The 26091-nt window shown below is 38.0% G+C and carries 24 protein-coding genes and 1 riboswitch; of the genes, 21 read left to right on the top strand and 3 right to left on the bottom strand.

The window, feature by feature from the left end; all coding sequences use genetic code 11:
• Positions 1–5 precede the first annotated feature (5 nt).
• Entirely contained in the window at positions 6–2417 is a 2412-nt protein-coding gene (gene pheT, locus LZP85_RS16450; RefSeq protein WP_206833164.1) for a phenylalanine--tRNA ligase subunit beta, read from the top strand.
• Positions 2418–2447: 30 nt separating this feature from the next.
• Here the strand turns inward: pheT and rnhC are convergent, their stop codons facing one another.
• Positions 2448–3371 (bottom strand): ribonuclease HIII, encoded by a 924-nt coding sequence (gene rnhC, locus LZP85_RS16445; protein ID WP_206782160.1) that lies wholly within the window; start codon positions 3369–3371, stop codon positions 2448–2450.
• Between the two features lie 158 nt (positions 3372–3529).
• On the opposite strand from rnhC, the gene zapA reads away from it, so the two are divergent.
• The 13 genes from zapA to LZP85_RS16380 all read left to right on the top strand — a co-directional run bounded on the left by zapA (position 3530) and on the right by LZP85_RS16380 (position 18484).
• Entirely contained in the window at positions 3530–3790 is a 261-nt protein-coding gene (gene zapA / locus LZP85_RS16440) for a cell division protein ZapA (RefSeq protein WP_025907834.1), read from the top strand.
• A gap of 8 nt (positions 3791–3798) precedes the next feature.
• The gene (locus tag LZP85_RS16435; RefSeq protein ID WP_206782159.1) at positions 3799–4341 is read left to right on the top strand and encodes a CvpA family protein; all 543 of its coding nucleotides are present in this window, start codon (positions 3799–3801) and stop codon (positions 4339–4341) included.
• Positions 4342–4525: 184 nt separating this feature from the next.
• Entirely contained in the window at positions 4526–6241 is a 1716-nt protein-coding gene (polX, locus tag LZP85_RS16430; RefSeq protein WP_206782158.1) for a DNA polymerase/3'-5' exonuclease PolX, read from the top strand.
• A gap of 22 nt (positions 6242–6263) precedes the next feature.
• Complete coding sequence (locus LZP85_RS16425; RefSeq protein WP_062687067.1) at positions 6264–8627, top strand: endonuclease MutS2; 2364 nt, start codon at positions 6264–6266, stop codon at positions 8625–8627.
• A 33-nt stretch (positions 8628–8660) separates the two neighbouring features.
• Entirely contained in the window at positions 8661–9068 is a 408-nt protein-coding gene (locus LZP85_RS16420) for a DUF350 domain-containing protein (RefSeq protein WP_025907838.1), read from the top strand.
• 223 nt (positions 9069–9291) lie between these two features.
• The gene (locus LZP85_RS16415) at positions 9292–10980 is read left to right on the top strand and encodes a long-chain-fatty-acid--CoA ligase (RefSeq protein ID WP_119543226.1); all 1689 of its coding nucleotides are present in this window, start codon (positions 9292–9294) and stop codon (positions 10978–10980) included.
• Between the two features lie 108 nt (positions 10981–11088).
• Positions 11089–11679, top strand: coding sequence for a fatty acid metabolism transcriptional regulator FadR (locus LZP85_RS16410; protein WP_025907840.1), 591 nt, complete (start codon positions 11089–11091; stop codon positions 11677–11679).
• Between the two features lie 48 nt (positions 11680–11727).
• Positions 11728–12501: an enoyl-CoA hydratase gene (locus LZP85_RS16405; RefSeq protein ID WP_119543225.1), complete on the top strand. Its 774-nt coding sequence runs from the start codon at positions 11728–11730 to the stop codon at positions 12499–12501.
• A 22-nt stretch (positions 12502–12523) separates the two neighbouring features.
• Positions 12524–13297, top strand: coding sequence for an electron transfer flavoprotein subunit beta/FixA family protein (locus LZP85_RS16400; protein ID WP_025907842.1), 774 nt, complete (start codon positions 12524–12526; stop codon positions 13295–13297).
• A 29-nt stretch (positions 13298–13326) separates the two neighbouring features.
• Positions 13327–14307, top strand: a complete 981-nt coding sequence (locus LZP85_RS16395) for an electron transfer flavoprotein subunit alpha/FixB family protein (protein WP_119543224.1) — start codon at positions 13327–13329, stop codon at positions 14305–14307.
• A gap of 279 nt (positions 14308–14586) precedes the next feature.
• Positions 14587–14901 (top strand): thioredoxin, encoded by a 315-nt coding sequence (trxA, locus tag LZP85_RS16390; RefSeq protein WP_025907844.1) that lies wholly within the window; start codon positions 14587–14589, stop codon positions 14899–14901.
• Positions 14902–15099: 198 nt separating this feature from the next.
• Positions 15100–16866, top strand: coding sequence for an excinuclease ABC subunit UvrC (uvrC, locus tag LZP85_RS16385; protein WP_119543223.1), 1767 nt, complete (start codon positions 15100–15102; stop codon positions 16864–16866).
• Positions 16867–16932: 66 nt separating this feature from the next.
• Positions 16933–17110, top strand: a riboswitch (Lysine riboswitch).
• A 135-nt stretch (positions 17111–17245) separates the two neighbouring features.
• Positions 17246–18484, top strand: coding sequence for an aspartate kinase (locus tag LZP85_RS16380; RefSeq protein WP_119543222.1), 1239 nt, complete (start codon positions 17246–17248; stop codon positions 18482–18484).
• Between the two features lie 19 nt (positions 18485–18503).
• Here the strand turns inward: LZP85_RS16380 and LZP85_RS16375 are convergent, their stop codons facing one another.
• Positions 18504–19019 (bottom strand): YslB family protein, encoded by a 516-nt coding sequence (locus tag LZP85_RS16375; protein WP_076512644.1) that lies wholly within the window; start codon positions 19017–19019, stop codon positions 18504–18506.
• Between the two features lie 467 nt (positions 19020–19486).
• On the opposite strand from LZP85_RS16375, the gene LZP85_RS16370 reads away from it, so the two are divergent.
• The 7 genes from LZP85_RS16370 to LZP85_RS16340 all read left to right on the top strand — a co-directional run bounded on the left by LZP85_RS16370 (position 19487) and on the right by LZP85_RS16340 (position 25484).
• Complete coding sequence (locus tag LZP85_RS16370; protein ID WP_025907848.1) at positions 19487–20095, top strand: succinate dehydrogenase cytochrome b558 subunit; 609 nt, start codon at positions 19487–19489, stop codon at positions 20093–20095.
• 28 nt (positions 20096–20123) lie between these two features.
• Positions 20124–21917: a succinate dehydrogenase flavoprotein subunit gene (sdhA, locus tag LZP85_RS16365; RefSeq protein WP_061785406.1), complete on the top strand. Its 1794-nt coding sequence runs from the start codon at positions 20124–20126 to the stop codon at positions 21915–21917.
• Entirely contained in the window at positions 21918–22691 is a 774-nt protein-coding gene (gene sdhB, locus LZP85_RS16360; protein WP_025907850.1) for a succinate dehydrogenase iron-sulfur subunit, read from the top strand. It begins immediately after the preceding gene.
• Between the two features lie 158 nt (positions 22692–22849).
• A complete protein-coding gene (gerE, locus tag LZP85_RS16355) occupies positions 22850–23074 on the top strand; it encodes a spore germination transcription factor GerE (RefSeq protein WP_013059396.1) in 225 nt (74 codons plus the stop codon).
• 183 nt (positions 23075–23257) lie between these two features.
• Positions 23258–23581, top strand: coding sequence for a hypothetical protein (locus LZP85_RS16350; RefSeq protein WP_061785405.1), 324 nt, complete (start codon positions 23258–23260; stop codon positions 23579–23581).
• A gap of 193 nt (positions 23582–23774) precedes the next feature.
• Complete coding sequence (locus LZP85_RS16345; protein ID WP_119543221.1) at positions 23775–24275, top strand: cation:proton antiporter regulatory subunit; 501 nt, start codon at positions 23775–23777, stop codon at positions 24273–24275.
• A gap of 3 nt (positions 24276–24278) precedes the next feature.
• Complete coding sequence (locus tag LZP85_RS16340; RefSeq protein WP_025907853.1) at positions 24279–25484, top strand: cation:proton antiporter; 1206 nt, start codon at positions 24279–24281, stop codon at positions 25482–25484.
• Positions 25485–25779: 295 nt separating this feature from the next.
• Here LZP85_RS16340 and LZP85_RS16335 read toward each other — a convergent pair whose 3' ends face one another.
• Positions 25780–25986, bottom strand: coding sequence for a hypothetical protein (locus tag LZP85_RS16335; protein WP_061785402.1), 207 nt, complete (start codon positions 25984–25986; stop codon positions 25780–25782).
• Between the last annotated feature and the right edge of the window lie 105 nt (positions 25987–26091).

The raw sequence follows: 26091 nt of genomic DNA, 5'->3' as shown, positions 1-26091 counted from the left end.
CTAACATGTTTGTATCATATCGTTGGTTGCAAGAATATGTAGATTTATCAGGAGTAAAAGCTGAAGAACTTGCTGATAAAGTCACAAAAAGTGGAATTGAAGTTGAAGGTGTAGAAAATTTAAATAAAGGCGTAAGCGGTGTTGTCATCGGTCACGTAGTAGAACGTGAACAGCATCCAAACGCAGATAAGTTAAGTCGTTGTCAGGTTGACCTTGGGGATGAAACGGTTCAAATCGTTTGTGGTGCTCCAAACGTAGCACAAGGTCAAAAGGTAGCGGTAGCTAAAGTAGGCGCTGTATTACCAGGCGATTTTAAAATTAAGCGTGCTAAGCTTCGCGGTGAAGAATCAAACGGCATGATTTGTTCTCTTCAAGAGCTTGGAATTGAAAGCAAGCTTGTCGCAAAAGATTACCAAGAAGGAATCTTTGTATTCCCAAGCGATGCTGAAGTTGGAGCAGATGCTTTAGAAGCATTGAATTTGCATGATGAAGTATTAGAACTTGGCTTAACGCCAAATCGTTCAGACTGTTTAAGCATGCTAGGGGTAGCTCATGAAGTAGCAGCAATCTTAAATCGTGAAGTAAAATACCCAGAGGTTGAGTTTCAAGAGACGGAAGAAAAAGCATCGGATTACATTTCAGTTGCAGTAGAAGCAAAAGAAGATAATCCTTTATACGTAGCACGTATGGTGAAAAATGTTAAAATTGCGCCGTCACCGCTATGGATGCAAACGCGCTTGATGGCAGCTGGGATTCGACCACACAATAACGTAGTTGATATTACAAACTACATTTTACTTGAATACGGTCAACCACTTCATGCGTTTGATTATGATCGTCTTGGCTCAAAAGAAGTTGTTGTTCGTCATGCACAAGAAGGCGAAGAAATTGTAACTCTCGATGATCAAAAACGTGTACTAAAAGAGAACCAGCTTGTCATTACAAATGGTAAAGACCCAATCGCTTTAGCCGGTGTAATGGGAGGAGCGAATTCTGAAGTCCAAGATGACACAGTAAATGTGTTAATTGAATCTGCTTACTTCCGCGGGTTATCTGTGCGCCAAACATCGAAAGAGCACGGTCTTCGTAGTGAAGCAAGTGCACGTTTTGAAAAAGGAATCGACCCAAGCCGCACACGTATAGCAGCTGATCGTGCTGCTGAACTAATGGCTGCTTATGCGGGTGGAGAAATTGTTTCAGGAACAGTTGAATTTGATGAAATGACAATTGAACCAGCTGTTGTATCTGTAACGCTTGAGCGCATCAATCATGTTCTTGGTACAGAGCTAGAAATGGCTGAAGTTCAAGAAATCATGAATCGTCTTCAGTTCGAAAGCAAAGTGGAAGGCGATGCCATTATCGTAACCGTTCCAACGCGTCGCGGTGATATTACAATTGAAGAAGATATTGTGGAAGAAGTAGCTCGTATGTATGGGTACGACCACTTACCAACAACTCTTCCTGTGACTGTAGCAACGCCAGGCCGTTTATCTGATTATCAGCTAAAGCGTCGTAAAGTACGCCGTTTCTTAGAAGGCGCTGGGTTAGCTCAAACAACAACATACTCATTAACAAGTGCAGAGAAAGCAACACAGTTTGCATTAAATACTGCATCAACAGTTCGTTTAGCGATGCCAATGAGTGAAGACCGCAGCGTTCTTCGTCAAAGCTTAGTACCACACTTACTTGAAGCTGTTAAACACAATAACGCTCGTCAAACAGACTCAATTGCGCTATATGAAACAGGTTCAGTGTTCTTGGGAACTAAAGAAGGTCAGCTACCAATAGAAGAAGAGCGAGTAGCAGGAGCAATCACAGGCTTATGGCATTCTCACAGCTGGCAAGGTGAAAAGAAAGCAGCTGATTTCTATGTGGCTAAAGGCGTTGTAGAAGGATTATTATCAGCATTAGGTCTTGATAATCACATTGAATATAAGCCTACAAACCAAGAAGGCATGCACCCTGGACGTACAGCGGCAGTTGTATTAAATGGTCAAGAAGCTGGGTATGTTGGTCAGCTTCATCCAGTGACGCAAAAACAATATGGTCTTCGCGAAACGTACGTATTTGAGCTAAACTTAAAAGCAATCTTTGCGGCGAAAGTAGAAGAAGTTCGCTATTCTGCAATTCCTCGCTTCCCATCAATCACAAGAGATATTGCTCTTGTTGTGGATAAAGAAGTATTAGCAGGAGAACTTCAAACAGCGATTTATGAAGCTGGTGGAGAACTATTGAAAGAAGTTGCGGTGTTTGACTTATATGATGGTGAAAGAATGGAAGAAGGCAAAAAGTCTGTCGCTTTCTCTTTACGCTATCTAGATCCAGAGCGCACGCTTACGGATGAAGAAGTATCAGCAGCTCATGCTAATGTATTAAAAGTTGTTGAAGAACAATTTAAAGCAAGCTTACGTTCATAAAAAAACAAGGAAGCGCATTGTGCGCTTCCTTTATTTTTTTACTAAAGCTAAAGCTTTTTCTGTATTTGCGAAGTGAGTTTTAGCAATGGAATGTAAACCTTTAACTCCGTGCTTTTTAATAATGGAGGCAGCTGCAATATCCACCTGTTTGCCTGCGCCACGAGGAATGGTCATACCGACCGTTTCTGAAAGCTTATCCATCTGTTTTAAAAAGGCATACCTTGCAATAATAGAAGCAGCAGCTACTGCTAAATGTACGCCCTCGCCTTTCGTACTAAAATATACGTTTTCATTAGCTATTGCTTTTTCATTAGCGATATGTTTGTAATAAGTATTCTTTTCAACAAATTGATCAATTAAAATGCCGTCTGGCTTTTCAGGACTAAGCTTATTCAGCACGTTTAAAATTGCTTTATTATGAAGAAGTGCTTTCATTTTTCCTTGTGTCATACCTCGTTCTTGGAAAGTATTATACTTTTCATTATGTAGGACGAGCAAGCTGTAAGGAGTAATTTTTATTAATTGCTGAGCAAGGGAAATAATTTTTTGGTCGGTTAAATCTTTTGAATCGCGGACACCGAGCTCTTTCAATAATGGAATTTGTTCTTTTTTAACGTATGCAGCAACAACCGTCATTGGACCAAAGTAATCACCAGTTCCTACCTCATCAGAACCAATTACCGATAGCTCACTAAAGTTTGGAGGTAAAACGGCTTTAGTTTTAGAAATTTGCTTTTTAATTGGTGCGGTTGTGTTGCTCCATTTCACAGCTTCTACTTCCGCATCTTTCCCTTGAAACAGTACTTTTCCAGATTTATAAGCGGTGATTGAGCTGTTACCTGTCTTTGCAGTAAATATTGCACCGGCAGGTACTTTAGCCTGTAAGTGCGGAGTGTAAAATGTTTTCATTTTGAAGATGTCATCAGATGATAAAGTTAAAACAACGTGTGACATATGTCTCCACCTTTCATTGTCGATAAGCTGATTAGTCAACTTATTTTACAAATAAATGTCTATTTTTTATAATAACGTAAATATTGATATGTTTCCATTGCAGTCTTCTTCATGATATGATATTGATTAGGATTTTTTGTGGAACGGAGGACTTTCTCGTGTCAGGACAAGATAAAACACGTGCGACAGTTGATATATATGGGCAGCCTTATAAAATCGTTGGAACAGAAAGTACTAGTCATATCCGACTGGTAGCTTCGATTGTTGATGATAAAATGAGGGAGATTAGCAAAAAAAATCCGTATTTAGACATTAATAAATTAGCTGTTCTAACTGCGGTCAATATTGTGAATGAGTATGTAAAGCTCAAAGAGGAATATGAAATGTTAGAAAAAAAACTTCATCAGAAAGAGGAATGAGACTTCTAATGTTAGACATTATTTTAGTTATCCTGCTGCTGTTAGGATTTGTTACTGGATTAAAACGCGGGCTAATACTACAAATCGTTCACCTTGTGAGCTTTGCCGTAGCGTTTATTGTAGCCTATATTTTTAGCACAGATTTAGCACCTCGACTACGTTTGTTAATTCCGTTTCCAAATATGCAACAGCAAAGCGTTGCATCATTTGTATTAGATCCTGCGTTTCTTGAAGATGCTTTTTATCGCATGATAGCTTTTGCGATTTTGTTCTTTGTTACCCGTCTTGTTTTACGTATGGTTGGTTCTGTGCTAACTGCTTTAACGGATCTTCCGATCTTACGTCAACTGAATAGATGGGGAGGAGGAGCATTAGGCTTTGTAGAGGTTTACGTTCTCGTATTCATTCTACTCTATCTGGGGGCGGTTCTTCCTGTAAATGACGTACAAACGGCGATTCAGCAGTCAGCAATTGCCACAAATATCGTTGAAAATACACCTTATTTATCATCTGTTATTCAAGATTTGTGGACAGAATACGGTATGGTATAAGCAAGTAATTTAAATAGACAGTGGAGAGGATTGCTCAGAAGTGGCATAATACTTTTGAAATCCTCTTTTTTTGTTTTACAATAATAAAGAAGGACTAAACGTAAATAAAGCTTTTTGGTGTCAAAGTAGTACAAGTAAATATAGACCGCACTCATACATATAAATCTTGAATCGAGGTTGAATAATGAATAAAAAAGATGTTATTAAACTTTTAGAGACTATTGCTACATATATGGAGTTAAAAGGAGATAATCCATTTAAGATTTCTGCTTTTCGTAAAGCTGCGGCAGCGCTTGAGAGCGATGAGCGTAGCCTAAGTGATATTGAAGACGTAACAGCTCTACAAGGAATTGGAAAAGGTACAGCGACGGTAATTGAAGAATTTAGAGAAAAAGGCCAGTCATCCGTATTAGACGAATTGAAAAAAGAAGTGCCGGAAGGGCTAGTACCGCTTTTAAAACTTCCTGGATTAGGTGGAAAAAAGATTGCAAAGTTATATAAAGAGCTAGACATTGTGGACATCATTTCACTAGAAGAAGCTTGTCATAATGAAAAAGTTCAGGGATTAGCCGGCTTTGGTAAGAAAACAGAAGAAAAGATTTTAGCCGCAATCGCGGAATATGGAAAAAGACCAGAGCGGTTACCACTTGCATTTATGCTACCAATTGCTGAAGAAATTCTAGGACAATTAGAAGCGATGACAGATATTATTCGATATTCACAAGCTGGAAGTATTAGACGAATGAAAGAAACGGTAAAGGATTTAGATTTTATTATTTCAACGGAAAACCCAGCAGCTGTTCGAGAACAGCTTGTGTCATTGCCGCTTGTTAAAGATATCATTTCAAATGGAGATACAAAAGTTTCTGTGACGCTCGGCTATGACTACGACGTATCCGTTGACTTCCGTCTTGTTGAAGATCAAGCTTTTGTTACAACGCTTCATCATTTTACTGGTTCCAAAGATCATAATGTTCGTATGCGTCAATTAGCTAAGGAGAACGGGGAGAAGATTAGTGAATACGGTGTGGAAAACATAGAGACAGGTGAAATCCAAACATTTGAAACAGAAGAAGCGTTCTATCATCATTTTGGACTAGCATTTATTCCACCTGAGGTTAGAGAAGATGGACGTGAAGTAGACATATTTACAAAGAATCAAGAGCTCTTAAAGCATGGTGATATTAAAGGCGACTTACATATGCACTCAACGTGGAGTGATGGAGGTTACTCTCTTGAAGAAATGGCTGAAGCTTGCCGAGCAAAAGGTTATGAGTATATGGCGATTACCGATCACTCACAGTATTTAAAAGTAGCTAACGGATTAACGCCAGAGCGCATTCGTAAGCAGCGAGAAGAAGTAAAGAGGTTAAATGAAAAATATACGGATTTTACGATTCTAGCAGGAATTGAAATGGACATTTTACCAGACGGGACGCTCGATTATGAAGATGAGCTATTAGCTGAAATGGATTTTGTCATTGCCTCTATTCATTCAAGTTTTTCACAATCTCGTGAAGACATTATGATGCGTTTGAAAAACGCGTTAACAAATCAACACGTAGATTTAATTGCACATCCAACGGGACGCTTAATTGGTCGAAGAGAAGGGTATGATGTGGATATTAATTTGTTAATTTCACTTGCTAAAGAAACCGATACTGCTCTTGAATTAAACGCAAACCCAAATCGTTTGGATTTAGCAGCAGAGCACATTAAGAAAGCACAAGAAGCAGGAGTGAAAATCGCTATTAATACAGATGCTCACAACCTCGAGATGTTAGAAGACATGAAGGTTGGCGTATCTACTGGCGTAAAGGGATGGTTAAAGCCTCAAACAGTGTTAAATACGTATAGTTTAGATGAGTTAAAGGTGTTTTTAAACCGCCACAAAGAGTAATAATTATCAGGAGGAATTTATTTTGCAACCAAGGATCTTTCAAGTGCTTGAATTTAATAAAGTAAAAGAACAGCTAGCTACAAAAGTTGCCTCATCTTTAGGGAAAGAAAAAGTAGATCAGCTTGTTCCATCTACAGACTATGAACAGGTTTTAAAATGGCAGGATGCTACAGATGAAGCCACAACAGTTCTAAGACTTCGTGGACATGCACCTCTCGGTGGAGTTTCGGATGTAAGACAAAGCGTAAAGCGAGCTGAAATTGGAGGAACGTTAAGTCCAAATGAACTCTTAGATATTGCTGGCACAATCTATGCAGCGAGACAATTAAAACAATTTGTTGAGCAATTAGTAGAAGACGAAGACGTCCAGATTCCAATTATCCAAGAACATATCGAAAAGTTGGTACCCCTGCCAGAAGTAGAGCAAGCGGTTAAGATGAGCATTGATGAAAATGGAACGGTTCTAGACGGTGCTAGCGAACAGCTGAGAGGCATTCGTCAAAAGCTTCGTTCGACTGAATCACGTATTCGTCAAAAGCTAGAGAGTTTAGTGCGCTCATCTTCTGCTCAAAAAATGCTCTCAGATACGGTTGTAACGATTCGAAATGACCGATTCGTTATTCCAGTAAAACAAGAGTATCGCAGTGCTTATGGAGGTATCGTTCACGATCAGTCATCTTCAGGTGCAACGCTATTTATTGAACCGCAAGCAATTGTTACGTTAAATAATGAATTGCAAGAAGCGAAAATGAAAGAAAAGCAAGAAATCGAAAAAATCTTAATTGAGCTCACGACTCAAGTGGCAGAAGTAGCAAATGAGCTAAGACAAAACATTTATTTACTCGGTGAATTAGATTTTATGTTTGCTAAAGGACGTTATAGTCACGAGTTAAAAGCTTCAAAACCAAAGATGAATGACCGAGGCTACATCAAGTTATTTAAAGCAAAGCATCCTCTGATTTCGCAAGATGAAGTGGTAGCCAACGATATTGAGCTTGGTGATGACTATACGTCGATTGTGATTACAGGTCCTAATACAGGCGGTAAAACCGTTACGCTAAAAACAATTGGTTTATTTACACTAATGGCTCAAGCTGGCCTCCAAATTCCAGCGCTAGACGGTTCAGAGATGGCGGTATTTAAGCACGTATTTGCCGATATTGGAGATGAGCAGTCAATTGAACAAAGCTTAAGTACGTTCTCTTCTCATATGGTTAATATTGTGGATATCTTAAAGAAGGTAGATAGCGAAAGCCTTGTTTTATTTGATGAGCTAGGAGCCGGTACAGACCCTCAAGAAGGAGCAGCGCTAGCTATTTCGATTTTGGATGAAGTATATGGGTGCGGTGCAAGAGTAGTTGCAACCACTCATTATCCAGAACTAAAGGCATATGGATATAACCGTGCCGGTGTTGTGAATGCGAGCGTTGAGTTTGATATTGAAACGCTAAGCCCAACTTATAAGCTATTAATTGGTGTGCCAGGACGAAGTAACGCATTTGAAATTTCAAAGCGATTAGGGCTAGAAGATAAGGTTATCAATCATGCTAAAAGCTATATTGGTTCTGAGACAAATAAAGTGGAAAACATGATTGCGTCCCTTGAAGAGAGCAGACGTAAATCGGAAGCTGAACTAGCTGAAGCGGAAACATTACGTAAGGAATCTGAAAAGCTTCATCAAGAGCTTCAGCGTCAAATTATTGAATTCAATGAACAGCGCGATAAGTTATATGAAAAAGCAGAAAAGAAAGCTGAAGATACAATTAAGGAAGCATCACAAGAAGCGGAAAACATTATTCGGAATTTACGCCAAATGCAAAAAAATCAGCAAGCATCGATTAAAGAGCATGAGCTGATTGAAGCAAGAAAACGCCTAGAAGATGCGGTCCCTACATTGGAGAAAAGTAAAAAGCAAGTTTCTAAACCTAAAAAGCAAGAGAGAGTCCTGTCTCCAGGCGACGAAGTGAAAGTTGTGACATGGGGACAAAAAGGTACGTTACTTGAGCGGACAGGAAGTAATGAGTGGCAAGTTCAGATGGGTATTATGAAAATGAAAGTAAAAGAAAAAGACCTAGAGTACATCAGCTCACCAAAACCTGTTGAAACAAAGCCTCTTGCAACGGTAAAAGGTAAAGATTATCATGTTAGCTTAGAACTTGATCTTAGAGGAGAAAGATACGAAAATGCACTTAGTCGAGTTGAAAAATATCTAGATGATGCGCTTCTTGCAGGTTATCCACGCGTATCTATTATTCATGGAAAAGGAACTGGTGCTTTACGAAAAGGTGTGCAAGAATATTTAAAGAACCACCGTTCAGTTAAATCAGCTCGTTTTGGCGAAGCTGGTGAAGGAGGGACAGGTGTTACTGTCGTAGAATTTAAGTAATAGAGAAGATGAGGGGGAGGAGAGCTGCAAGGAATGGATAATTTTTGGAAAGATCCTTATGTGGAATCAGCGGCTTACTACAGCGTTGTTATATTAAGTATTGTTGTATTTTTAGCGATTTTCGAACTTGTAACAAAATATAAAAACTGGGAAGAAATTCAAAAAGGGAACCTTGCAGTTGCCATGGCTACAGGAGGTAAAATATTTGGCTTAGCCAATATTTTTAAGTATTCCATCGAGCATAATGATAATTTATTTACAATGCTGGGCTGGGGAATCTATGGGTTTGTTCTTTTGTTAATCAGCTACTTTATCTTTGAGTTTTTAACACCAAAGTTTCGAATTGACGACGAGATTGAAAATGATAATCGCGCGGTCGGCTTAATTTCATTGATTATTTCTGTTGGCATGTCGTTTGTCATTGGTGCAGGAATTGGATAGGGGAGCAGAGACATGGAACTATTGGCAAAAGTATTGATTGGATTATGCGGATTGTTTATGGTGATTGGCCTTATTTATTTGTTGTTTTTTTCATAAATTAGTTAGACAAGAGAAGAGTGAAAATCTCTTCTCTTTTTTTATAACTATTTGTCATGCTAATCACTGATTCAAAAGTAGTATACTTTAAGAAGAAAGAAAATTAAAAATAAAGGGAGGGAGCAGTATGCTTGATAAACCATGGGTTTCTCAGTACCCACCTGAAATACCTCATTCACTTGCATACAGTGAAAAGACGTTAGCTCAGCTTTTTGAGGAAGCAGCTAAGAAGAATCCACATAAGTGTGCTGTGCACTTTTTAGGCAAGCGACTCACGTTTCATGAACTATATGAGCAAGCAATTACTTTGGCTGTATACCTCAAGGAAATAGGTGTACAAAAGGGAGATCGAGTCGCCATAATGTTGCCAAATTGTCCTCAAGCTGTTATCTCTTTTTATGGAGTTCTCTTGGCAGGAGGAATTGTTGTTGAAACCAATCCGTTGTATACAGAAAGAGAATTAGAGTATCAATTAAATGATTCAGGAGCAACATGTATCATTGCTTTAGATCTATTGTATCCGCGCATCTCAAAAGTGAAAGCGTTAACAAAAATTAAACATGTTATTTCAACTTCAATTAAAGACTACTTACCATTCCCGAAAAATCTATTATATCCTTATGTACAAAAAAAGCAGCAAGCTATAACTGTTCAAGTTGAGCATATGGGTGATACGCATCTATTCCCAACTATTATGAAGCGTAAAAGAGAATCTGAAACCTTTGTATATGACGTTACTTCTAATGAAAATATTGCCTTATTACAATATACTGGTGGAACAACTGGATTTCCAAAGGGAGTTATGCTTACTCATAAAAACTTAGTAACGAACGCAACAATGTGCTCTCATTGGCTTTATCGGTGCAAACAAGGTCATGAAAAAATTCTTGGAATCCTACCGTTTTTTCACGTATATGGTTTAACCACGGTACTCATTTTATCTGTTTTAGAAGGATATGAAATGATTTTATTACCCAAATTTGATGCAGAAAGCGTTTTAAAAACGATTCATAAGCAGCGTCCTACTTTGTTTCCAGGTGCCCCAACTATTTATATTGCGTTATTAAATCATCCAGATCTCAGCAAATACAACTTATCATCCATTGATTCATGTATTAGTGGTTCTGCACCTCTCCCTGTTGAAGTACAGGAAAAATTTGAGGAAATAACGGGAGGGAAGTTAGTAGAAGGTTACGGTTTAACTGAGACATCTCCAGTTACACACTCTAATTTTGTTTGGGAGAAGAGAATTAGAGGGAGTATCGGTGTTCCTTGGCCAGATACAGATGCCAAAATTGTCTCGTTTGAAACAGGCGAAGCATTGCCAATTAATGAAATTGGTGAAATTGTAGTAAAAGGTCCACAGGTTATGAAAGGATATTGGCATCGTCCTGATGAAACCGAAGCTGTGTTACAAGATGGGTGGCTGAAAACAGGTGATGTTGGTTACATGGATGAAGATGGCTTCTTCTATATTGTAGATCGTAAAAAAGATATGATTATTGCAGGTGGATATAATATCTATCCTCGTGAAATTGAGGAGGTACTGTATGAGCACCCGAAAGTGCAAGAAGTCGTTGTTGCTGGAATTCCAGATGAATACAGAGGAGAAACAGTAAAAGCTTACATTGTTCTAAAAAATGGTGTATCATGTACAGAAGAAGAATTAAATACTTTTTCACGTCAATATTTAGCGGCATACAAAGTTCCTCGGGTATACGAGTTTCGAAAAGAACTTCCGAAAACAGCAGTCGGAAAGATTTTAAGAAGAGCACTCGTTGAGGAAGAAAAGGAAAGCCAAAAAAAGGCGACGTGATAAACGTCGTCTCTTTTTTTATAAAACACAATTGACAGAATCATCTTATTTCTTTATTATAAAAATATGAATGAATCATCATTCATATTTTAAAGGAGCGTATTTAGATTGAAAAGAAATAAGCCAAAGTACATGCAAATTATTGATGCAGCAGTAATTGTTATTGCTGAAAACGGCTACCATAATGCTCAGGTTTCAAAGATTGCTAAGCAAGCAGGAGTAGCTGATGGAACGATTTATTTATACTTTAAAAATAAAGAAGATGTATTAATTTCTTTATTTCAAGAAAAGATGGGACAGTTTATTGAAAAGGTACAGGAAGAAATTGTTGAAGTAAACACTGCTTCTGAACGCCTATATATGTTAATTGATAAACATTTCTCATTCTTAGCAAGTGATTATTCATTAGCGGTTGTCACACAGTTAGAGTTAAGACAATCAAATAAAGAGCTTCGCTTGAAAATTAATGATGTATTAAAAGATTACCTTACTGTTATTGATACCATCCTTCAAAAGGGAATCGAAACAGGAGAGTTTCCAGAAAACTTGGATATTCGCTTGGCCCGCCAAATGATATTTGGGACGATTGATGAAACGGTCACTACATGGGTGATGAATGATCAGCGTTACGAATTAAGCGAACTATCTAAAAAAGTACACTATTTATTAATGAATGGATGCAGTGGCTCTCCGCTTTAATGGGGAGAGCTTATGCTCTACATAAATTGAAGCAAGAGGTGAGTAGAATTGAGCGCTTTGTATAGTGAAACAATTCAAGGAATAACGTTTATTACATTTAACAACCCACCTGCTAATGCGCTGTCTCAAGGCGTATTACAAGAGCTTTCACAACTACTAAAAAAGTACGAAGAGATTGAGGAAACTCGAGTTATTATTCTAAAAGGTGAAGGGCGCTTTTTCTGCGCAGGAGCCGATATTAAAGAGTTTACTTCCTTACAACAATCTACTCAATATGAAAATTTAGCTAAAAAAGGTCAAAACTTATTTGAGTATATTGAAAATTATCCAAAGCCTATTATTGCCATGATTCATGGAACGGCTCTTGGAGGAGGGTTAGAATTAGCGATGAGCTGTCACATGCGATTTGTTACGCATGATGCAAAGCTTGGCCTACCTGAACTCCAGCTTGGAATCATTCCGGGATTTGCAGGTACCCAGCGACTGCCACGCTATGTGGGAGCTGCTAAGGCATGTGAAATGATGCTAACAAGCAAGCCAATCAAGGGAACAGAAGCGGTAACCCTTGGATTAGCAAATGCTTCCTACCATGAGGAGGAACTTCATTCAAAAGTAACGGCGATAGCGGAAGTAATTGCTAAAAAGAGCCCAAGTTCTGTAAAAGCGACCCTTGAATTACTACAGTATACAAAAACGAGTCGTTATTACGAGGGAGTAGAAAAAGAAGCACAACTTTTTGGAAGCGTATTCAACACGGAGGATGCAAAAGAAGGGGTTACGGCTTTTATTGAAAAAAGAGAGCCAAAGTTTGTTGGAAAGTAACTATCTTTAGGAGGGGAAATAAATGAATATTTATGTTTTATTAAAAAGAACATTTGATACTGAGGAGAAAATTGCTTTACAAAATGGTCAAATTGCAGAAGATGGAGCAGAGTTTATTATTAACCCTTACGATGAATATGCAGTAGAGGAAGCAATTCAGCTGAAAGATAAGCATGGGGGAGAAATTACGGTTGTAACGGTAGGAAACGAAGAAGCAGAAAAAGAGCTTCGTACAGCACTTGCAATGGGAGCTGATAAAGCGGTGCTAATCAATATTGAAGACGACGTAGAGTATGGGGATCAGTATACGACAGCTAAAATTTTAGCGCAGTATTTAAAAGATCAATCGCCGGATTTAGTTTTAGCAGGGAACGTGGCAATCGACGGAGGATCAGGCCAAGTTGGTCCGCGTGTCGCTGAACTATTAGAAATTCCGTACGTTACTACGGCAACAAAGCTTGATATCGATGGAACAAACGTAACAGTTGTACGAGATGTAGAAGGTGACTCAGAAGTTATTGAGACAACTTTACCGCTACTGGTTACGGCGCAACAAGGTCTAAATGAGCCACGCTATCCATCTTTACCAGGCATTATGAAAGCAAAAAAGAAGCCGCTGGAAGAACTGGAGTTAGATGATTTAGATTTAGATGAAGATGATGTAGAAGCAAAAACAAAAACAATCGAAATTTATTTACCACCTAAAAAAGAAGCAGGACGCGTTTTGAGTGGCGATATTCAAGATCAAGTAAAAGAGATGGTTACGCTATTGCATTCAGAAGCAAAAGTAGTTTAAAAAAAGCTTAAGATAATGGGGGAATTGAAATGGGACGCAAAGTATTGGTGTTAGGAGAAGCAAGAGAAGGTGCATTACGGCACGTATCATTTGAAGCAATTGCTGCAGGCGCAACGGTTGCTGAAGGTGGAGAAGTCGTTGGCGTTCTTGTTGGTAAAGGAGTGAAAAATTTAGGAGACGAACTCATTCATTACGGAGCAAACCGAGTAATTGTAACCGAGCATGATGACTTGGATTTTTATACATCTGATGGCTATGCACAAGCACTATTGGCTGTTATTCAAGAAGAAAAGCCAGAAGCAATTATATTTGGTCATACGGCTTTAGGAAAAGATTTATCACCTAAATTGGCTGCGCGTCTAGATAAGGGGCTAATATCAGACGTAACAGCACTTGAAGCAGCAGGTGGAAACTTAGTCTTCACTCGCCCGATCTATTCAGGAAAAGCGTTTGAAAAGAAGATTTCTACAGAAGACTTTATCTTTGCTACCATTCGTCCAAACAATATCTCGGCTTTGGAAAAAGACACGAATCGTACAGGAGACGTAAAAGAATTTGATGTGGAAATTAAAAATCTACGTACAATTGTAAAAGAAGTAGTTCGCAAAGCCACTCAAGGGGTAGATTTATCAGAAGCAAAAGTGGTCATTGCAGGTGGACGTGGTGTAAAAAGTGAAGATGGATTTAAGCCGCTAGAAGACTTAGCTGATGTGCTTGGTGGAGCAGTTGGAGCATCCCGCGGAGCTTGTGACGCTGAGTACTGCGATTACTCACTTCAAATTGGCCAAACGGGAAAAGTTGTAACACCAGATCTTTATATCGCTTGCGGTATCTCAGGAGCTATTCAACATTTAGCTGGAATGTCTAATTCAAAAGTTATCGTGGCTATTAACAAGGACGCAGAAGCAAACATCTTTAAAGTAGCGGATTATGGCATTGTCGGTGATTTATTTGAAGTCGTACCACTGCTTACAGAAGAATTTAAAAAATTAAAAGTACAATCCTCATAAGAAAAAGTCTTTTCTGCCAGCTACGGTGGAAAAGACTTTTCTTATGAAAATAATGAATGAATTGTTTAAAGGTGTGTAAAATAGGATACAGGTATTATATAAAGCCATTTAGCTTGGCTAGTCTTTCGCTGTTCCATGTCCTGGAACGACCTGTATTATGTAGTAAATAAGTTGTTACGAATACGTTAAAAAGTATAAGCAAATAAATAGCCACTGTTATATGAAGGTGGTATACTTTCTTTATCATGTAGATATAGCATATATTTAGGAGGAATTACAATGGCAATTGCACACGCAACAGATCAAACTTTCTCAAATGAAATTGGTTCAGGGCTAGTTCTTGTTGACTTTTGGGCACCATGGTGTGGACCATGTAAAATGATCGCGCCAGTTCTTGAAGAGTTAGATCAAGAATACGGTGAAAAAGTGAAAATCGTAAAGGTAGACGTGGATGAAAACCAAGAAACTGCTGGTAGCCACGGCGTAATGAGTATCCCAACTTTAATTTTATTTAAAGATGGACAAAAGGTAGACCAAGTTATTGGTTACCAACCAAAAGAAGCACTAGCTGAATTAGTTGATAAACACGCGTAAGTAAAAAAACCTAGCGATAGCTAGGTTTTTACTACTTTATACCGCATTGACGGTTTCGTACATTTTTTCTAAAAGTGATATAATAAAAGGAAACGAATAAACGTTCGTTTCCTTTTATTTTTGTATAAATGAAGAATAAATATAGATAAGCAAGAAGGTTTTGGCGAAAGTTAAAAATATTGAAGGAAGGAGAGCGGTATGAATCCTTATTTAAAAGAAAAGCTGGCTATTTTACCTGAACAACCGGGTTGTTATTTAATGAAAGATAAGTATGGAACGGTTATTTATGTTGGAAAAGCAAAGGTTCTAAAAAATCGAGTTCGTTCTTATTTCACAGGGTCTCATGATGGAAAAACGCTGCGCCTGGTTAATGATATTGTAGACTTTGAGTATATTGTGACGTCGTCAGACTTAGAAGCCCTTATTTTAGAAATGAATTTAATTAAAAAGCATGATCCTAAATATAATATTATGCTGAAAGATGATAAGGGGTATCCCTTTATTAAAATTACGAATGAAAAACACCCTCGCCTTGTCATCACGCGCAAAATTAAAAAGGATAAAGGAAAATATTTTGGACCGTATCCAAATGTTCAGGCTGCAAATGAAACCAAGCGGCTATTAGATCGCATTTATCCTTTGCGGAAATGTACGACGATGCCTAATCGAGCATGTTTATATTATCATATTGAACAGTGCCTAGCTCCCTGTGTATATGACGTTACGGATAGCCAAAACAAAGAAATTATTGATAATATTACGCGCTTTCTAAGCGGTGGTTATGAACAGGTGAAAATTGAATTAACAGAAAAGATGATGAAAGCTTCAGAAGAGCTAGATTTTGAACGTGCAAAAGAGTATCGAGATCAAATTGCTCATATTGAAGCTACAATGGAGAAGCAAAAAGTAACGTTCAATGACTTTATTAACCGTGATGTATTTGGCTATTCTTATGATAAAGGCTGGATGTGTGTACAAGTTTTCTTTATTCGACAAGGAAAGCTAATGGAACGCGAAGTGTCTATGTTTCCGTTTTACCACGAACCAGAAGAAGATTTCCTAACGTTCATTGGACAATTTTACGGAAAAAACTTAAAGCCTAAAGAAGTTCTTGTGCCAGCAACTGTAGATGCAAACCTTGCAGAACAGCTTTTAGAAGTAGACGTTCAGCATCCAAAACGAGGAAAAAAGAAAGAGCTTGTTGAGCTTGCGTCAAAAAACGCTCAAATTGCCTTAAAAGAAAAGTTTTATTTAATTGAACGAGATGAACAGCGTACGGTTGGTGCTGTCGAGCAGTTGGGGCAAGCACTAGGAATTGAAGCGCCTTATCGTATTGAAGCTTTTGATAATTCCAACATTCAAGGAACAGATCCTGTTTCTGCTATGATCGTTTTCGTTGACGGTAAACCTGAAAAGAAAGAATATCGAAAGTATAAAATTAAAACGGTTGAAGGCCCTGATGATTATGGTTCAATGCGTGAAGTGGTACGAAGACGATATACGCGCGTATTAAAAGAAGGTTTACCTTTACCAGATTTACTTATTGTTGACGGTGGAAAAGGTCATTTAGCAGCTGTTCAAGATGTTTTGGAAAATGAACTAGGGCTGCTTGTTCCAACAGCTGGATTAGTCAAAGATGAAAAGCATAGAACATCTAATTTAATGATTGGAGATCCTCCTGAAATTGTTCCACTTCAGCGTAACAGCCAAGAATTCTACTTGCTTCAGCGAATTCAAGATGAGGTTCACCGCTTTGCTATTACGTTTCATCGACAAGTTCGTTCTAAATCGGCTTTTCAGTCTATATTAGACAATATTCCAGGAGTAGGTGAAAAGCGTAAAAGAGCGTTGTTGCAAAAGTTTGGATCCGTTAAAAAGATGAAGGAAGCATCAATCGAAGAGATTCAAAATGCAGGAGTTCCAAGGCCGGTTGCGGAACAAATTGTTGAAGCCTTAAAAAATTAGTATTGAATTCCAGTTTAAACTCTGATAAGCTAGAACATAATTTCATATGACACTTCATTAAACTGAAGTGAAGATAGAGGTGCGAATTTTAAGAGTACACATTTGGAAGAGTATGAGCTCTAAAGATAAATGTGGAAAGGAAAATTTGCCGAAGTGAATGACATCTCATAGAGTCATTTGCTGGTTCTGCGTTGAATAAATGTAGGATTGTCAAGAATGTGTTTCTTGGAGAGCTATCTCACGGCATTGAACGTTTTATATATACTTTTCGTTCGTTAAGCAATGAGATATCCATCTCATTGCTTTTTTTATTGTCTGAGCTTAAGCAATAGATCGCCTCTTTATCATATTGAAAACAAGTGAAAGGATGAGGAGACTTATGGGATTAATCGTTCAAAAATTTGGTGGAACTTCTGTTGGATCAACAGAACGAATTCAGCATGTAGCAAATCGAGTTATCCAGGAAGTTGAGCAAGGCAATCAAGTAGTAGTGGTTGTATCAGCAATGGGTAAAACAACAGATGAATTAGTAAGATTAGCAGGAGAAATTACAAGTAAACCAAGTAAACGAGAAATGGATATGCTACTAACAACCGGTGAGCAAGTTACCATTTCTCTCCTTACAATGGCGCTGCAAGAAAAAGGCTATGACGCTACTTCCTATACAGGATGGCAGGCAGGAATTTGTACGGAAGCTCAGCATGGAAATGCACGAATCACCAAGATTAATGAACAAGCCATTGCAGGGCGTTTGAAAGAAAATCATATTGTGGTCGTAGCAGGATTTCAAGGAATGTCGGAAGATAACAGTATTACAACGTTAGGAAGAGGCGGATCTGATACAACAGCTGTAGCTTTAGCAGCGGCATTAAAAGCAGATAAGTGCGATATCTATACAGACGTAATGGGAGTATTTACAACGGACCCTCGCTACGTGCAAGGCGCTCGTAAACTGCAGTCTATTTCATATGATGAAATGCTAGAGCTTGCAAATCTAGGGGCGGGTGTATTGCACCCTCGAGCAGTAGAGTTTGCAAAAAACTATCAGGTGCCACTAGAGGTAAGGTCAAGTCTAGTATCAGAAAGAGGAACGATTGTTGAGGAGGAAGTATCGATGGAACAGAACTTAGTAGTAAGAGGAATTGCATTTGAAGATAATATCTCAAGAGTCACAATTGAAGGGCTAAATAATGAGCTTCAGACATTATCAACCATTTTTACAGCATTAGCAAAAGAGCACGTTAACGTGGATATCATTATTCAAAATGTGACGTCAGACAATCGTTTATCTATTTCTTTCTCGATTAAAACAGAAGATACGGATACGACTTTATCTGTGCTAGCTCAGTTAAAAGAAGTAGTAGGTCATAAAAAAGTGGAGCATGAAAGGGGCTTAGCTAAAGTTTCGATTGTTGGATCGGGTATGATTTCAAACCCAGGCGTTGCTGCCGATATGTTTGAAGTATTAGCTGTGGAAGAAATTGAAGTGAAAATGGTAAGTACGTCTGAAATTAAAGTATCAACAGTTGTGCCACATAAAGACATGGTCAAAGCGGTAGAAACTTTGCACACTGCTTTTGAATTAGAAGAGCAAGATATTTATCAAGTTCAAAAATAAAAGCGGGCACAGCCCGCTTTTATTTTTTATATCTTTCCGTTCTAGTTTCAGGTGTAATGATATCTTTTTTATCCCATTGAACGGAAAAAAGGACTTTGTCGGCTTTTTCTTTGTTGGTTAAATAAGTTTCTGTTAGACAGTTTTTTAACTGTTGAACTTGTTCAGCAACAAAGCCAGCTTCAAGATGGAAAGATGAATTGGGATACTCAGTAAATCTTCGTTTGACAACTTCACCTGTTAATTCCATTTCAATGTTATATTTTTCAGTTTTTAAAATGGTTAATTGTCCCCAGCCAGCTTTCACAAAAAAGCCGCTAATCTCTTCAACAGAGGAAAGTGGAAATTTTCGTGCTAACTGTTTTCCTGCCCAGTACGAGATTTCATTCGTATCATTGCTAAGAAGCTCTGGAATTAACACGTCTCGAAGTAAGCTGTATCCAAAATAAGGAGTTGTAGGTGCTTGTGGAGTATCGGTTTGATTGATTTCTTCACTTTCAACGATTTCTTGCTGCGTTTCAGTTTGTTGATTGCTCATTTTTTCCCCTCTTTCTTTACATCTATTATATACAAATTGAGCAGTTCTCTCATCTATTTTTAAAAATAAATCAAGCAAAGTCCATGAGATGGTTGTTGCATCTATAACTTTTCGAAATACGTAAAAAATTATTGTACAATAAAATGAATATCCTTTTATAGGAAGTCGCAATCTTTTGTAGAAAACGGTTACATAAAGGTGTACAATAAGAAGTGTAAAAAATATAAAATCCTATAACATCAACTTCGTAAGCGTTAACAAACTTAATTTTTCATAAATTTATATTTTAATGAAGATTTAAACATCTTATCTTGACGCTCTATGTTGATGGGAGTAAAATTGATGTGTCACATATTTTAATAGAGAATGCAAAGGTTTTCATTTTCTGCTGTATCAATCTATTTATTTTATTCGGGAGCTTTGTTTTCACTAACATTGTTTATCTAACTAAGGGGGGTATTACGCACATGGCAGCGAACAAAGAGTTTCAGTATCGCAAACTACATTCTTTACTAGGTGTCATACCAGTAGGCATATTTTTAGTCCAACATCTGGTTGTCAACCACTTTGCAACAAAGGGAGAAGAAGCGTTTAATCAAGCAGCTCATTTTATGGAGAGCTTACCTTTTCGCTACGCACTTGAAATCTTTATTATCTTCTTACCTATTCTATTTCATGCTATCTATGGCTTGTATATTGCGTTTACTGCCAAAACGAGTGTAAGCAGATACGGTTTCTTCCGTAACTGGATGTTTGTCTTACAACGTGTATCTGGCGTTGTAACGCTTATTTTCATTACATGGCATGTTTGGGAAACACGTATTCAAGCTGCGCTTGGTCAAAAAGTAGACTTTAATATGATGCAAGATATTTTAAGTAATCCTGGTATGATGGTATTTTATATTGTTGGTGTTGTGTCAACGATTTTCCATTTTGCTAATGGATTATGGTCATTTGGCGTTAGCTGGGGGTTAACTGTAACACCTCGCTCTCAACGAATTTCAACATATGTAACATTAGCGATCTTCTTCGCATTAACATTTGTAGGTGTACGTACATTATTCGCATTTGCATAAAATTACGTTTTAAAGGAGTGAGGTTACGATGAGTAAAGGAAGAATTATTGTTGTTGGTGGCGGCTTAGCGGGCTTAATGGCAACAATTAAAATTGCTGAGTCTGGCAAACAAGTTGATTTGTTTTCATTAGTTCCAGTGAAGAGATCTCACTCAGTTTGCGCTCAAGGTGGTATTAACGGAGCTGTAAATACAAAAGGTGAAGGAGATTCACCGTGGGAACACTTTGACGATACGGTATACGGCGGAGACTTTTTAGCCAATCAACCTCCAGTAAAAGCAATGTGTGAAGCTGCCCCAGGCATTATTCATTTATTGGACCGTATGGGTGTTATGTTTAACCGTACTCCTGAAGGTTTGTTAGACTTCAGACGATTCGGAGGAACACAGCATCACAGAACTGCGTTTGCAGGCGCAACAACAGGGCAGCAGCTTCTGTATGCATTAGATGAACAAGTTCGTCGCTATGAAGTAGCAGGGCTCGTAACAAAGTATGAAGGTTGGGAATTCTTAGGAGCAGTATTAGATGATAAGCGTACCTGTCGTGGAATTACCGCACAAGATTTGAAGTCTATGGAAATTAAAACATTCCCTGCAGATGCGGTAATTATGGCCACAGGTGGACCTGGTATTATTTTCGGAAAATCAACGAATTCAGTTATTAATACTGGTTCAGCAGCATCCATTGTGTATCAACAAGGAGCTTACTATTCAAATGGGGAGTTTATTCAAATTCATCCAACAGCCATTCCTGGAGACGATAAGCTTCGCTTAATGAGCGAATCTGCTCGTGGTGAAGGCGGACGTGTTTGGACATATAAAGATGGTAAGCCTTGGTACTTCTTAGAGGAGAAATATCCTGCTTACGGTAACTTGGTACCTCGTGATATTGCAACACGTGAAATATTTGATGTATGCGTAGCGCAAAAGCTTGGTATTAACGGCGAAAACATGGTTTACTTAGACCTTTCTCACAAAGATCCAAAAGAGCTTGATATCAAGCTTGGTGGAATCATTGAAATTTATGAAAAATTCATGGGAGACGACCCACGTAAAGTACCAATGAAAATCTTCCCAGCTGTTCACTATTCAATGGGCGGATTGTGGGTAGATTATGATCAAATGACAAATATTCCTGGTCTGTTTGCAGCAGGTGAGTGTGATTACTCCCAGCACGGTGCAAACCGTCTAGGTGCTAATTCACTTCTATCAGCTATTTATGGCGGTATGGTCGCTGGGCCAAAAGCGGTTGATTACATTAACGGCTTAGAGAAAAGTGCCGATGCTCTACCAACAAGCCTATATGATCAACATGTGAAGCAGGAAGAAGAAAAATGGCAAAGTATTATGTCAATGGATGGAACAGAAAATGCGTATATTCTTCATAAAGAGTTAGGAGAATGGATGACTGACAACGTGACAGTTGTACGTTATAATGACAAGCTGTTACAAACAGATGAGAAAATTCAAGAGCTTATTGAACGCTATGATCGTATTAATATTAACGACACAGCGAAGTGGAGTAACCAAGGGGCAACGTTTACTCGTCAGCTTCAAAATATGCTTCAGCTTTCTCGTGTAGTGACGCTAGGTGCATACAATCGTAACGAAAGCCGTGGGGCTCACTATAAGCCTGAATTCCCAGATCGTAACGATGAAGAATTCTTAAAAACAACAATGGCTCAGTTTGTTGATAAGAAAAAGGCACCAGCTTTCCATTATGAAGAAGTAGATGTGTCATTAATTAAGCCACGTAAACGTGACTATACAAAGAAAAAAGATGAGAAAAAAGCAACGAAAAAACAACAAGAGGGGGTTCGTTAAATGAGTGCACAACAAACGGCACAAAAAACAGTTCGTTTTGTTATTACTCGTCAAGATTCGCCTGAGACAGCTCCTTATAATCAAGAATTTGAGATACCTTATCGCCCTAATATGAACGTGATTTCTGCACTAATGGAAATCCGCCGTAACCCTGTTGATGCAAACGGTAATGAAACAACACCTATTAACTGGGATATGAACTGCTTAGAAGAAGTTTGTGGAGCATGTTCAATGGTCATTAACGGCAAGCCCCGTCAATCTTGTACCGCTCTAGTAGATAAGTTAGAACAGCCGATTCAACTTCAGCCAATGAAGACATTTCCTGTTGTTCGTGACTTACAAGTTGACCGAAGCAGAATGTTTGATTCATTAAAGAAAGTAAAAGCGTGGGTTCCAATCGATGGAACATACGACTTAGGACCGGGGCCTCGCATGCCTGAGAAAAAGCGTCAGTGGGCATATGAACTTTCAAAATGTATGACGTGTGGAGTTTGCTTAGAAGCATGTCCAAACGTTAACGATAAATCAAACTTCATCGGACCAGCACCACTTTCTCAAGTAAGATTATTTAATGCTCACCCAACTGGTGCTATGAATAAAGGAGAAAGACTAGAAGCAATTATGGGGGATGGAGGCCTTGCAAACTGCGGTAACTCACAAAACTGCGTGCAGTCTTGTCCAAAGGGTATTCCATTAACAACATCAATTGCAGCGCTTAACCGAGACACAACGATTCAGGCATTCCGTAACTTCTTCGGTAGCGATCAAGTATAATTACAAAAGAGCTCCACGGCTTTTGCAGCTGTGGAGCTCTTTTTATTTTGAAAAAATTTAGAATGCAGTAACCCATTTATTGCTTCCTACATAAGATATGGTGACTAAATTTACACCCATCCGATAGTTCAACTCAGGATCAGGCAAGGAGGGTTACATTGAAAGAAAAAGAGTTTCAACCTAAACCACTGCTGACAAAGCGTGAAAGAGAAGTATTTGAGCTTCTAGTACAAGACAAAACAACAAAAGAAATCGCGAGTGAACTATTCATTAGCGAAAAAACAGTGCGCAATCACATTTCAAATGCGATGCAAAAGCTTGGAGTTAAGGGGCGTTCTCAAGCAGTTGTCGAACTCCTTCGTATGGGGGAACTTGAATTATAACATGAGCGGGGTATCCCTGTTGGGAACCCGCTTTTTGTTAGTGTTTAGAATGTATCATTAGAAAAAATTAAAATAAATAAAAATATACATAAATGAAACTTATCGCTTGAATGCAAAACGCATTCTCCGTATAATAAAAAGTGAGAGAGATTTTCTCTACTTTAGATAAAAGGAGGTGCAAATATGAGAAGAGTTTGGTTTTTAATTATGTTTTTCATGCTGCTTGCTTTACCTTTAGGTAATTTGCCAGTTTCATTAAACGATGGTACACAACAACATGCCACTGTTGATACTGTAGCATTAAATCATCCTACAGAAAGTGTACAGCATTCAACTGGCGTAAAGCTCGTTACCAAGCATTTTAATATATCGTTCGAAACGGGATACGCACCTGTTTTGTCAGTAACACAAGTTGAACAACCTCTAATATATGAAAGTCAAAAAGAGTTATTTGCTCTCCGACAACCCTTTATTTATGCAAAACAATTTCAAACAAATTACCTCTAACTATTCAACAATTAAAATCCTACGTTTACCTTATAAAAAATTAACGTTTAATAAGGTTATTTGCTGTGCAAACTTTTATGTATTAAACGTTACCCTATAAAACTATAATTTCCCATATACACTTTATTAGATTTACACGAGATTAAGATGAGTAACTATCAAAAAATCATTATGTTATAGGAGTTGTTCATGCATGGTTATTAGAGAATCTGAGCTTCCAGGTATCGGCAGAAAATTTGAAATTGATACACAGGAAGGAAATCGTATTGTTATTATTCTTCATGATGACGGTCGTCGTGAAGTATATTATTTTGATAAAAGAGACTTGGAAGAAAGTGCTTTTGATATTACGCTTAACGATACAGAAGCCAGACAGTTGGCTGCCATTTTAGGAGGCATGATTTATAAGCCAAAGGCAATGGAAACAATCGAAGTGGCTTTTAATGACCTCATCATCGAATGGTATAAAGTTGAATCGGGCGCCAAAGCTCATAATAAAACTATCGGCGATATAGACGTTCGTAGTAATTATGATGTAACAATCATCGCCATTATGAAAGGATCCAAAACAAAGCTTTCTAGTCCTGGTCCAGATACTGTTATTGAAGAAGGAGACACGCTCGTTATTTCTGGTGAGAGAGGCAACTTGAAACGGTTAATTACAGAGCTTCTTTCAAAAGGAGGTAGCGCTTAATCTATGGATCATTTAGTTTTTGAAGTTGGAACAGCGCTAGTATTGGTGGCAGTGGCTGCTGTTTTGGCAAATAAATTAAAATTTACTATTATTCCATTTTTAATCTTATTAGGAATGGCAGTAGGACCACATGCTCCGGAATTTGGAGCCCTAAGCTTTAAGTTTATTGAAAGTGAAGAAATTATCTCTTTTATGGGCAGAATTGGGGTGCTATTCCTTCTCTTCTACTTGGGCTTGGAATTTTCAGTCGGAAAGTTAATTAAATCAGGGCGTTCTATCGCTGTTGGTGGTTCCATTTATATCTTAATTAACTTTAGTCTTGGTTTGTTGTATGGGTACTTGACAGGTTATCCTCTTTTAGAAGTACTCATTATGGCTGGTATTATTACGATTTCTTCAAGCGCAATTGTTGCTAAAGTTCTGGTTGACTTAAAGCGAACGGCTAACCCTGAAACTGAACTTATTCTAGGAATTATTATGTTTGAGGATATTTTCCTAGCAGTCTATTTATCCGTCGTATCAGGGCTTGTACTTGGTGACCACACGTCCATCTGGAGCTCTGTCGTATCGGTTTTAATTGCGTTTGGTTATATGTTGTTGTTCTTTATCATTGCTCGCAAAGCAACGCCTCTACTCAACAAATTATTAAACATTTCTTCAAATGAAATTTTTATTATTGTTGTGTTTGCAACACTGTTTTTTGTTGCTGGATTCTCAGAAACAATTCACGTTGCAGAAGCAATCGGAGCATTGCTGTTAGGTCTAGTGTTTTCAGAAACGGAGCATCGCGATCGCATTGAGCACTTAGTCATTCCATTTAGAGATTTCTTTGGAGCGATTTTCTTCTTTAGCTTTGGATTAAGCATTGATCCTTTAACGCTATTAGATGCAGCATGGTTAGCAATCGGTGCGGTTATCTTAACCATCATCGGAAACTTCACAGCTGGTATGATAGCTGGTCGTAAAAGCGGATTATCTCATAAAGCATCAACGAATATTGGATTAACGATTGTTTCACGTGGGGAATTCTCAATTATTATGGCTAATATTGGAATAGCGGGTGGACTGGCTTCAATTTTACAACCATTCGCAGCTTTATATGTACTCATTCTAGCCATTCTCGGACCATTATTAACGAAAGAGTCGAAGATGATTTATGGAATGTTAAACAAGATTTTTAAATGGAAAAAGGTTGAAAAATCTCATTAATCATAGTTGACAAATCGGAATAATTTGATATATTTCAAGATAATGAAATGGATAGATTGGTATTTTGAGGACCAGCGGATTGCTGAATGGAAAGCTTCTACCTATTTTAGGTGAGAGTTTTTTGTTTTAATAGAATAATAAAATGAAGGAGTTCTCTAAAGAAGCAAGATCTTGTCTATTTATCATAAAGGAAGTCAAAATAAAAATTTTAAAAAAGCCGACTCATAAATGAACTGCACCCCAATTGTTAGACACAGTCTAACAATTGGAGGTGCAGTTCATAAAGAGCGGCTTTTTAGGTTGTTGGTTTTGGTTTAGTAGGAACAGCTTGATCGACTTTTTTAGTTTGCTGGATATAGACTTTGAATAAGAAGATATTTAAGCATCCTAATGTTAAGAACAAAGGTGCGAAATAATATTCTTTTACGAGAAACAAAACGAAAACGCTTCCAAAACAGAACAGAGAACTAAATAAAAAGTAAAACTGTAAGAACTTTTTCACTTTAATCGCCTCCTGTTTACAACTTCTTACACTTATTATATCAAATGATTAACAAAATAGACACAAAATATTCACAAATTGTTCAAAAAAATTCGCAAAATATCT

Source organism: Priestia flexa (genome assembly GCF_021441905.1).
Lineage (GTDB): Bacteria > Bacillota > Bacilli > Bacillales > Bacillaceae_H > Priestia > Priestia flexa.
This window is presented reverse-complemented; position numbering and strand designations above follow the sequence as displayed.

Excerpts from the sequence above, each read along its gene's own strand:
- pheT (WP_206833164.1), top strand. The coding sequence starts at position 6 with ATGTTTGTATCATATCGTTGGTTGCAAGAATATGTAGATTTATCAGGA.
- rnhC (WP_206782160.1), bottom strand. The coding sequence starts at position 3,371 with ATGTCACACGTTGTTTTAACTTTATCATCTGATGACATCTTCAAAATG.
- LZP85_RS16435 (WP_206782159.1), top strand. The coding sequence starts at position 3,799 with ATGTTAGACATTATTTTAGTTATCCTGCTGCTGTTAGGATTTGTTACT.
- polX (WP_206782158.1), top strand. The coding sequence starts at position 4,526 with ATGAATAAAAAAGATGTTATTAAACTTTTAGAGACTATTGCTACATAT.
- LZP85_RS16420 (WP_025907838.1), top strand. The coding sequence starts at position 8,661 with ATGGATAATTTTTGGAAAGATCCTTATGTGGAATCAGCGGCTTACTAC.
- LZP85_RS16415 (WP_119543226.1), top strand. The coding sequence starts at position 9,292 with ATGCTTGATAAACCATGGGTTTCTCAGTACCCACCTGAAATACCTCAT.
- LZP85_RS16400 (WP_025907842.1), top strand. The coding sequence starts at position 12,524 with ATGAATATTTATGTTTTATTAAAAAGAACATTTGATACTGAGGAGAAA.
- LZP85_RS16395 (WP_119543224.1), top strand. The coding sequence starts at position 13,327 with ATGGGACGCAAAGTATTGGTGTTAGGAGAAGCAAGAGAAGGTGCATTA.
- trxA (WP_025907844.1), top strand. The coding sequence starts at position 14,587 with ATGGCAATTGCACACGCAACAGATCAAACTTTCTCAAATGAAATTGGT.
- uvrC (WP_119543223.1), top strand. The coding sequence starts at position 15,100 with ATGAATCCTTATTTAAAAGAAAAGCTGGCTATTTTACCTGAACAACCG.
- LZP85_RS16380 (WP_119543222.1), top strand. The coding sequence starts at position 17,246 with ATGGGATTAATCGTTCAAAAATTTGGTGGAACTTCTGTTGGATCAACA.
- LZP85_RS16375 (WP_076512644.1), bottom strand. The coding sequence starts at position 19,019 with ATGAGCAATCAACAAACTGAAACGCAGCAAGAAATCGTTGAAAGTGAA.
- LZP85_RS16370 (WP_025907848.1), top strand. The coding sequence starts at position 19,487 with ATGGCAGCGAACAAAGAGTTTCAGTATCGCAAACTACATTCTTTACTA.
- sdhA (WP_061785406.1), top strand. The coding sequence starts at position 20,124 with ATGAGTAAAGGAAGAATTATTGTTGTTGGTGGCGGCTTAGCGGGCTTA.
- sdhB (WP_025907850.1), top strand. The coding sequence starts at position 21,918 with ATGAGTGCACAACAAACGGCACAAAAAACAGTTCGTTTTGTTATTACT.
- LZP85_RS16350 (WP_061785405.1), top strand. The coding sequence starts at position 23,258 with ATGAGAAGAGTTTGGTTTTTAATTATGTTTTTCATGCTGCTTGCTTTA.
- LZP85_RS16345 (WP_119543221.1), top strand. The coding sequence starts at position 23,775 with ATGGTTATTAGAGAATCTGAGCTTCCAGGTATCGGCAGAAAATTTGAA.
- LZP85_RS16340 (WP_025907853.1), top strand. The coding sequence starts at position 24,279 with ATGGATCATTTAGTTTTTGAAGTTGGAACAGCGCTAGTATTGGTGGCA.